Source organism: Shewanella sp. 10N.286.52.B9 (assembly GCF_002873635.1).
Taxonomy (GTDB): domain Bacteria; phylum Pseudomonadota; class Gammaproteobacteria; order Enterobacterales; family Shewanellaceae; genus Shewanella.
On record NZ_MCTY01000173.1, the window covers coordinates 41,734 to 51,399 of the forward strand.

6 protein-coding genes are annotated in these 9,666 nt (G+C 41.4%); 4 read left to right on the forward strand and 2 right to left on the reverse strand.

All coding sequences use genetic code 11. The features are described 5' to 3' along the window. Positions 1-7: 7 nt before the first annotated feature. The 4 genes from BCU91_RS11820 to BCU91_RS11835 all read left to right on the forward strand — a co-directional run bounded on the left by BCU91_RS11820 (position 8) and on the right by BCU91_RS11835 (position 6,352). Positions 8-1,942, forward strand: coding sequence for a transglycosylase SLT domain-containing protein (locus BCU91_RS11820; protein ID WP_102439757.1), 1,935 nt, complete (start codon positions 8-10; stop codon positions 1,940-1,942). Between the two features lie 299 nt (positions 1,943-2,241). Next, positions 2,242-3,153, forward strand: coding sequence for a MoxR family ATPase (locus BCU91_RS11825; RefSeq protein ID WP_102531532.1), 912 nt, complete (start codon positions 2,242-2,244; stop codon positions 3,151-3,153). Between the two features lie 17 nt (positions 3,154-3,170). Further along, on the forward strand, positions 3,171-4,271 hold the full coding sequence (locus BCU91_RS11830; protein WP_102531533.1) for a DUF58 domain-containing protein: 1,101 nt from the start codon (positions 3,171-3,173) through the stop codon (positions 4,269-4,271). Beyond that, entirely contained in the window at positions 4,268-6,352 is a 2,085-nt protein-coding gene (locus tag BCU91_RS11835; RefSeq protein ID WP_102531534.1) for a DUF3488 and transglutaminase-like domain-containing protein, read from the forward strand. The genes BCU91_RS11830 and BCU91_RS11835 overlap by 4 nt, the downstream gene beginning before the upstream one ends. A 162-nt stretch (positions 6,353-6,514) precedes the next feature. Here the strand turns inward: BCU91_RS11835 and BCU91_RS11840 are convergent, their stop codons facing one another. Together BCU91_RS11840 and BCU91_RS11845 are read right to left on the reverse strand one after the other, a co-directional pair. Beyond that, on the reverse strand, positions 6,515-7,735 hold the full coding sequence (locus BCU91_RS11840) for a DcaP family trimeric outer membrane transporter (RefSeq protein WP_241904075.1): 1,221 nt from the start codon (positions 7,733-7,735) through the stop codon (positions 6,515-6,517). 642 nt (positions 7,736-8,377) lie between these two features. Continuing rightward, entirely contained in the window at positions 8,378-9,064 is a 687-nt protein-coding gene (locus BCU91_RS11845; protein ID WP_102439753.1) for a hypothetical protein, read from the reverse strand. Positions 9,065-9,666 lie beyond the last annotated feature (602 nt).

A 9,666-nucleotide genomic window follows, 5' to 3' on the forward strand; every position in this document is an offset into this window, starting at 1 on the left:
CATTATTATGCGCAACATATTGGTTAGTTTTGTATTTTTTCAAGGGTTATTGTGGCTGTCAGCTAGCGTTAATCTCGCCCATGCTGAAGAATCAAGTTTAAGCCCCCAGCAACAATTGTATCTTGATGCCCGCAAAGCGCTAGATAAACAACAGCTCAACCAATACCAAAAGCTACGTAAGCAGTTGGGTGATTACCCATTAACTGTCTACCTTGATTACCATGAGCAAGTAGCCGACATTATAAAAATGAGTGGAACTCAGGCCCATAAAGCCATCGAGCAGTTTAATACCACTCCGCTTTATAACGGCTTACGTTATCGCTATTTGAAAAATGCTGGCGAGAAAAAGCAGTGGCAAAACTTTTTAGCCATCTCACCTAACGCCCCTAATGATGTCACCTTGCAGTGTTACTATTACCGCGCTCAATTATCTCAAGGCAATAACAACATCGCTTATGACGGCGCTGAAAAACTGTGGCTTTATGGTCGCTCACGCCCCAAGGCTTGTGATGTGTTATTTAGTCAATGGACCAAGGCCGGTAAAAGAACCCAAGCATTAATTTGGTCAAGAATGTTACTTAGTTTTAATGAAAACCAATATGGCTTAACCCAATACCTATCCAGAAAAATCACCAAAAATAAAGCTGAGGCCGATTTACTAATTTCAGTTTATCGCGATCCCAACAGCCTACGTAATACCAAAAAGTTTTCTTCTAAAACGCCCATTGTGGCGGATATTGTTAATGTTGGGCTCAGAAAACTTGCCAGAAAAGACTTAAAACAAGCGGTAAAATTATATAAGAAATATGATAAAGCTAACCGTTTTAATGCCATCAAAGGCCAACAACTTAATCGTTATATTGTCCGCCGAGCATTAATCAGAAAAGAAGCTGATTTACTGGAACACATTGATGCAAGCTTACCGATTTTAGACTCTGATGACTTATTTCAAATTCGTTTGCGCTGGGCAATCGCAGCGCAAGATACAAAAGCAATCAAACACTATCTAACCTTACTCAGTGATGATGTCATTGATGACTCTCGCTGGCAGTATTGGAGCGCACGCATAAATAAAACCACAGATAAAACCCAAGCAGACAAGATAACGAAGCAACTTAGCCAAGCACGTAATTTTTATGGTTTTTACGCCGCCCAATCCATAAAGGCCCCGCTGGCGTTAAATAATGACAAGTTACAGTCATCGCCACTGCTTGCCAAAAAACTTCATGATGACCCAGGGCTTGCCAGAATTATCGAATTGATTGCCATCGATAAAACCCGCGATGCTCGCAGTGAATGGGTTCATTTGCTGCGCCGCCATGATACCGCGATGAAGGCTGAATATGGCCTACTCGCCCTTAAAAATGGCTGGTTTGATTATAGCGTCGAAGCCAGCATACAAGCCAGACAATGGAATAGTTTGCAATTGCGCTTTCCTAACGCCGCCCAAAACGAATTTGAACAAGCCAGTAAAAAATATCAGGTTGAGATAGATGAAATACGCGCAATCGCCCGCCGCGAAAGTGCGTTTTACCCTTATGCCACCTCGGGTGTGGGTGCGCGCGGATTAATGCAACTCATGCCCGCAACAGCAAAAGAAACCGCCCGAAAAAATAAGCTCAAATTTAACAATAAAAATGACCTATATAAGGTAAATTATAATGTTCAACTTGGTAGCGCTTATTACGGCCAATTGCTCAAACAGTTTGATCAAAATCGCGTGCTCGCCACAGCAGCCTATAATGCCGGCCCCCACAGGGTCACCCGTTGGTTAAAAGAGTCTGACGGAAAACTGGATGTCATGAGCTTTATCGAAACCATTCCCTTTAAGGAAACCCGGGAATATGTGCAAGCCGTACTGAGCTATAGAATGATCTATCAGCAACAAGAGGGTCGCGATGCCCCTATGTTCAGCGAAGCCGAACGCAAGTTTGCTTACTGATAGATTTGACGGCGGCAATGTGTTTATTGGTCACTTTGTCATTAACCAATAGCCATTAGCCTTAGCTTAATAGCTTAGCCACTTTAACGCCGCTTAAGACTTACTAAGGCTGTCGTGAGTAGTGTTCGAAACCGATAACTCACTGCCACGATAGTTAAACTCATCACAGAGTTTAGCTATCATTTTTTATCACTGAATATCTTCCTTTATTATCTTTGGCAGGTTAACGTAAGTCATTCGATGTACTTGTTAGCAAAATAGCTTAATTAGGCCCTTTTTGTTAACTAACGGAGTGTTTAGTGTCAGCAACAAAACTACAATCGCTGTTAAGCCAATTAGAAACGGTATTATTAGGTAAGCCTGAGCAAATCAAACTGGCGCTAGCCTGCATTCTCGCTAAAGGTCATTTACTGATTGAAGATTTACCTGGCATGGGTAAAACCAGTCTTTCTCAGGCCTTAGCCACCTCACTGGGCATGAGCTATCAACGTATTCAATTTACCAGTGACATGTTACCCGCTGATATTCTAGGGGTATCCATTTACCAGCAACAAAATCAAGTGTTTGAATTTCACCCAGGACCGATTTTTAATCAAATGTTATTAGCCGATGAAATCAACCGCGCCAGCCCTAAAACCCAAAGTGCCTTACTTGAAGCCATGGCAGAAAGACAAATCACCATTGATGGTGAAACACACACATTGCCACAGCCTTTTTTTGTTATCGCTACCCAAAACCCCATTGAGCAATCAGGGACGTTCCCGCTGCCTGAATCGCAACTTGACCGCTTTATGATGCGCATTTCTATTGGCTACCCAGATGAACATGCTGAGTTAGCCATGCTAAAAGGACTACATCAGCGCAGTGATGCCCCGCCGCTCACACAATGCTTAAGCCCAACCGAGCTAATGAGCTTGCAACAACAAGTACAAAAAGTCAGTGCCTCTGATGCTGTGCTTAAGTATTTGATCAATCTTGCCCAATACTCTCGTCAGCAAATCGATGGCAATGGGCTATCGCCTCGGGCCAGTATTGCACTGCTAGACGCAGCTAAAGCCTGGGCGCTATTAAATCATCGTAATTATGTGGTACCAGAAGATATTCAGGCCGTATTTCATTGCATAGCAGAGCACCGCATAAGAACCAATAGCCAACTGCAGGGGCAAGCGCTGTCAGATCAAATTCTCGCACGCGTTAACCCAATAAGCTAAGCAGAAATTAATTGCAGATGAATAATTCCAAGGCAGCAAAAAAATGGTATTCACGCTTGATCCCCGCCGCGATTAAGCAGCGCTGGTCAAAGTGGCTAGATAAGCGAATACCGGCGAACAAACAAATTACCTTAAGCCATAAAAGTATTTTTATTTTACCCAGTGGCTTTGGCGTCGCTTGGTTTGTGCTGATAGTGGTGCTGTATTTATTTGGCACCAACTATCAAAACAATTTGGTGATCGGCTTAAGTTTATTGCTGGCCAGTGTGTTCCATAGTTGCATTATTTACAGCTATAAAAATCTTGCAGGTTTAACCTTAACAGCATTAACCCCGCCTGAGACTTATGCCAACCAAAACTTGGCCTTTCCGATTGTATTATCCAGTAAAATCAACAAAGACAACAGCCAAACCAGCCACCAGCAAATTTGCTTGAATCTACCTAATGAGCGCCATAGCCGCATTACCGATGTCGCTGAAGGCGTGGACACCAGCGTCAGCAGCTCTGCGCAATCCAGAGGTCTAGTTAACCCCGGTAGAATTCGCGTCTCATCCAGTTTCCCACTGGGGTTATTTAACACTTGGTCCTATGTCGATTTAAATATCCAGCATATTATTTATGCCACGCCGCTGGCCACCCATGTATCGTTAACCAGTTTAGATAATGACAATCAAACCGAATTTGAACACGGTAAATTACAACCTGGGGTTGATGACTATAAAGGCCTTAAAACCTTTGTTGAAGGTGAGTCACTTAAACAAGTGGCGTGGAAGCAATGGGCACAAGGGCGCGGAATGCTAACAAAAGAATTTGCCCAACCTGAAGGCAAACCGGTGTGGCTAAGTTTAGACGACACCCTCGGTGATAGTCTTGAACAAAAACTCAGTAAGCTGGCGTGGCAAGTCAACGCCTTATCTCAATCGCAGCAAGTTTTTGGCTTGGCATTAAACCAACAAATTATCGAACAAGACAGTGGCGAGTCACACAGAAAACAATGTCAGCAAATGATTGCGCTTTATGGTTCAGTAGCTAAGCCAGCAATTACAACAGAACCAAGAGTTACACCTGAGTCAACGTCAGCATTTACTGATAAACACCCAGTGGGGAACAGAAAATGACCCAAGGCTCAGAGGCGTTAAAACATCAGTTAAATGATCCATTTAATGAGAACATTGGTCGTAATACCCTATTTTGGTTATTAATTACCAATGTATTGGTGCTATCACCGTTATACCAGCATGCCACCTTATGGAGCATCGGCATTTGCGCCATTTGCTTTGTGTGGCGTGTGGGAATTTACCTTGGCAAGGTAGCGGCGCCGCCTAAAGTATTAGTCACAGGGCTAGCCATTGGCGCCGCTGTCACCTTGGCTTTAGTGTCACAGGAAATTGGTTTACTTAACGCATTAGTCAATTTGCTCCTGCTAGGCTATGCCCTTAAATACATCGAAATGCGCCAAGTGCGCGATGTTAAAGTCGTGGTTTTGGTGGGCTTTTTCTTAATAGGCTTTGCGTTATTAGATCGCCAATCCATACTCGACACTCTACAACTGAGCTTTGTCGCCATCATTAATACCTGTGTGCTGATCAGCATTTATCAGCATTCAAGTCGCAAGGTAAACTTTCGCTTCGGGGTGAAATTATTTGCCCAAAGCCTACCCTTAGCCATACTGCTTTTTGTGGTGTTTCCAAGGCTGCCACCATTGTGGTTAGCCCCCAGCATGAAAAATGCTACTACCGGCCTGTCAGATGAAATTGCATTAGGGGATATTAGTAAGTTAACCCGCTCGCCGAATTTGGCATTTAGAGTCGGTTTTGAAAATGAACTCAATAACACCGATAAGCAGCAACTCATTAGCAATGAGCAACTGTACTGGCGCACACTGGTCATGGAAAACTACGATGGTCAACGCTGGAGTCAGTCGCCTTATCGTAAAAATGAACAACGTAGCGCCTATGGCAATAAACCTAAGCGCGCTAAGCCCAATTCAGCAGGTCTTACTGCGCCATTAATTTATCAAGTGATCACCGAGCCGACCTATCAAAAATGGTTGTTTGGTTTAGATCAGGCTTTTAGTCAATCTGAGCACATTGTCGAGTTATCCGACTTTAGGCTATTCTCACTGCGCAACATTGATCAACGCTTAAGTTACCAAGTGAGCTCTTATCCAAGTAGCGCTCTTTATGCCAAACTCGCGCCAGACATCAGCAAGATAAATTTGGCCATTCCTAATAATAGCAATCCACAAACTCGCCAGTTGGCAGCCCAATTTGCTAAGGATTACCCACAGCCAGCAGCCCGCATCAATGCCATGATGGGTTACTTTGCTGAGCAGGCTTTTTACTACACCTTAAGCCCGCCAAAGCTTGGCCAACAGCAAGTAGATGACTTTTTATTTACTAACCAAGCAGGCTTTTGCTCCCACTACGCTTCAGCGCTAGTATTTCTCGCCCGTTCAAGTGGCATACCTGCCAGAATGGTCACCGGTTACCAAGGCGGCGAATATAACCCCAAAGCCGGTTATTACAGCATCTATCAATACATGGCCCATGCATGGACTGAAGTTTGGCTTGAAGGCCAAGGCTGGGTAAGGTTTGACCCCACCGCCATGATTGCCCCAGAGCGAGTATTAGACGGCTTTGATGCCACGTTTACAGGCCAAGACAGTTACTTACAAGACAGCCTATTTACCAGTTTACAGGTCAAAAATATTCCGTGGTTAAACAATATTCGCCTGCAACTGGCGAGCATCGATTTTTACTGGAGTGTGTGGGTACTGGGTTTTGATGAGCAACGCCAGCAACAAGTATTAGCCAAACTCCTTGGCAATGTCAGCAGCAGTAAAGTGGCTATTATGATGATCATCTGCTTTATCATCATTGCCCTTATCATTGTCTATTTTGCTGGCGTGTTTAAACTGCAGCCCAAACAAGATCCTTGCATCAAACGCTATAACCTTATTTGCGCAAAGCTTGCGAATAAAGGATTTCAACGTGATGCGATGCCACCACAAGCTTATGCCCAGTTTATTCAGCAAGCATTTAGTGAGCAGCAACCACAACTGGTGGCTAATTTTGACAAAATGACTGAACACTTTATAGCCTTGCAATATCAACCTTTGAGCGCTAAACAAGTTGTTTTGCACCAAAGGTTGTTTAAACGCTATTTTAGTAAGCTGAAAAGGAATTTAATGAATTAATGTGGTAATCAAAGGCCATTTGATTATTTTTAGCATAGTATATAACAAGGCTAGCACTTACTATCGGCCTGTAAACGTACTTAAAATCGAGCCTGACTGCTGTCAGGCTCATGCTATGTCTCTGTTCTCGCTATATATCTATTCTCACTAATTATAAGTAAACTAAAGCACGTATTTAGCAGAAAACATCACCCGATTAAGTTCGCCTTCAATACCGTTTTCTTTACTGTTTTTAGCGTACATATATTCAACACCCACAGTTAATGGTTTCACTGGTGAATAAAGTAAATTCACATAGCCAGAATATGAGTCTTTATTAACATTTTCGCCCATCAAGCTGACATCATTATCCGCGCTAAACGCTGACGCTGTCACACTAGTACGCCATTGGTCATTCCACCAATGGCGATAAGCAATAAAACCACCATAAGAGGTAATCGCCTCAATATCGCCATCGGCATCGATAACTCCCGCATTGACATAATTGAGCGCCATATATCGGCCAAGACCTTCACCATAAGTCGCAGTAAATTTAATATCATCTGCACCTACGGGTAAAATACCGCTAAAACTAACGCCGTAACCCAAAGCCGTTGCATCAAATTGAGTATCGCTAATGCGAGTTTCAATATTGAGTTGCCTTGCAATACCAGCAACAGACAATTTAGCACCAGCCTCTGTTTTGAAGTTATAGCGTGCAACAACATCAGGTACCATGCCACTACCGCTCAGAATTCGGCTAGGGCTTTGGTAACCATTTAAGGTGGTTTCAGGGTTTTCTACAGATAATTGAAAGCCGCCATTGGTATAGCGTATTTGAGTTTGGCGTACAAATGGGGTGCCTTCTGCAGCGCCAACAAAATCGAGGTTCTCAGGTAAAGCGGCTGGATTTTGAAAAGTGGTCCATGATTGACCAACAGTCCAATTATCAAAACTCACAAATGCATGACGAATACGTGGCGAATAACTGTTGGACACTCGTTCGTTACCGTCAGCATGAGTCATAAAATCCAGTTCGATAAAGCCGGTTAACTTATGGTCATCAATATCAGTAATCGTTTTAAAGTTAAATCGTGTTTCTCTCGCCTGAAAATCGACCACCTGATTTCCGTTACCCTCTACGCCATATATTGTCCCAGGCACATAAAACTGCCTAGAAATAGACCCTGAATCTGGTGCACCATGGCTATAATCACTGAACATGGTGTCGACTTTAATGTAACCACCAAATTGTACATCGGTATTTTCAATAACTGCCGCGTTTGCACCAGTCACAGAAAGCGCACTCCCAATCAATACGCCAATTAAATTCAATCCTATTTTGGTATGATTAAATTGACTATTTGCCGAGTTTTTATTGTTTCGAAATAAACGTTTTTTCATCACATCACCATTATTTTTATTGTTAAAAAAACCTTCTCTAATAATTAAGCTTTAAAGAAGGTGCCTCACAGAGAAACTATGTGTAATCAATGATGTGATCATAGAACTGGAATGAATTCCAAAACGAGGATTGCAATAGGGTTTGGAAAAAACAACCAAGCTGTAACCAATAAGTTAAATCTTGGTTCCATAATTGTATTTAAAGTGACAACGGTAGCATTTTGACATTAATGCCAGAATGTGGACTAACGCTTATTAAATAAAGAAGTAAATCTACTGGGGATTGGCTGATAACTTTCAGGCATTTAGAGAGCATTTTATTACGCTGTTATACCAACCTTTGCCGATGAAACACCTTATGTTTCACCAACGATTGGTTAAGCGGTATTTTAGGAAGGTTAAGATGAATTAGTTGGGTTGATTTGTTTTTTAATTGCATCTTATAGAGCTTAAGAGCTGAATAATATATAGCCATCCATTATTTTGAAGTTATAACATAAAGCTAGAGTGGGTGAGCTAATTAATGAACTACAACCTTCTTTGAAAAATTATTTTCAAAGAAGGTTGAATACCGAGGCCTAACCCCGCACGAGCTTTGAAATTTGCGAGCTGGACAACGATTTGGGGATAAGGACTGTTTAATCACGATAGGCCATGATTACGGTTTTTGTTAATTGTAATTACATAGTAAGTGGCAAAAGGTCGAATGAACTGCCAGACAAGCAGTAACGATGCTAACGGAAAAAACAAGCTATAAATGTTGAAGTCCGCATGGCCCTTGGCAGCATCTATCATCCATTGGGAAAACGCTGACGTGGCAAAAAAACTATAACCAATCACAAATAACATTATAAACTGCGCTTTACCTTCAATAAATAATGCCAATACTCTGCCGAATGTGGGCAGTTTTCCGCCTTGAGAAGCTTCATGCATTGGCATTTGTTTAAGTTTAGACCGAGCAATGACAAAAATGATTAAAGCGAACAAAGGTATTAATACAAAGAGGGCCCACTGCAAGATATAAAGGTCAGCAATTTCACGCTTAGCAACTGCTCTATAGTTCATTTCTGCATCAGAAAAAGGACCTAATTTTAATAATTCCCAATAAAATTCTAAGTTTTCCATGTGAATATAAGGCATTCTGAATTGCTCGAACCACATAAATAACGTAAATAGTCCAAGGTATAAAGCCAGTAATGAATTAACAGCTAGAGTCTCAGTTGATTTTCTTTGTGCGATTGAAGGCGTTATTGAAGTGTTAGTTTGAGCTGTAATACATGCACGAAAAAACATACTAATATTGTGAATATGATACTGCTTAAAAGGCATATTAATCTCTATTTTTAATTTGAAAAATTTATCCTCAAAGCATTATATGATAATTCTATATCAATGAAATAATTATGGTTTACCTTACTGTCACCTCCAATTATCAACTAGATATTCGTTAAGTTATATGGTTTTATGTGTCGATGACGTAATAGCTTTTTGTGCGGATTTTGACATTTGTTTTGAAAGTTGTTGGGTTTTCTTTACTTATTCTTACTTTGATCACCCACACTAAAAAACCTAATTCATTTTGGGCCAATACAGAGTTTGACAAAAATATAAAGCCACCCATTACTCTAAATTTATGACAAAAATATAAAGCCACCCATTACTCTAAATTTATAACATAACGCCTTCGTGAGTTGCCAACACCAAAATTCATTTACTGATGGCCAAAGGACTGAATATTCACCATTAATCACCAATAATAACTCATAAACTAAATTCAACACAGCAAAAAAGCTTGATATCTATCAAGTGGGAAATGCTTTTATTTGAAATTATGAAATGGTGTATTAAGCGCACAACCAGCGCTGACAGTTAGCTGCCCCCTGTCGTCGTTTTAGGTCTAAATGCTCACAGTAATCTGTTAATGCAGGCAA

Coding starts and splice junctions, on each gene's coding strand:
- BCU91_RS11820 (WP_102439757.1), top strand. CDS start 8: ATGCGCAACATATTGGTTAGTTTTGTATTTTTTCAAGGGTTATTGTGG.
- BCU91_RS11830 (WP_102531533.1), top strand. CDS start 3,171: ATGAATAATTCCAAGGCAGCAAAAAAATGGTATTCACGCTTGATCCCC.
- BCU91_RS11835 (WP_102531534.1), top strand. CDS start 4,268: ATGACCCAAGGCTCAGAGGCGTTAAAACATCAGTTAAATGATCCATTT.
- BCU91_RS11840 (WP_241904075.1), bottom strand. CDS start 7,735: ATGAAAAAACGTTTATTTCGAAACAATAAAAACTCGGCAAATAGTCAA.
- BCU91_RS11845 (WP_102439753.1), bottom strand. CDS start 9,064: ATGCCTTTTAAGCAGTATCATATTCACAATATTAGTATGTTTTTTCGT.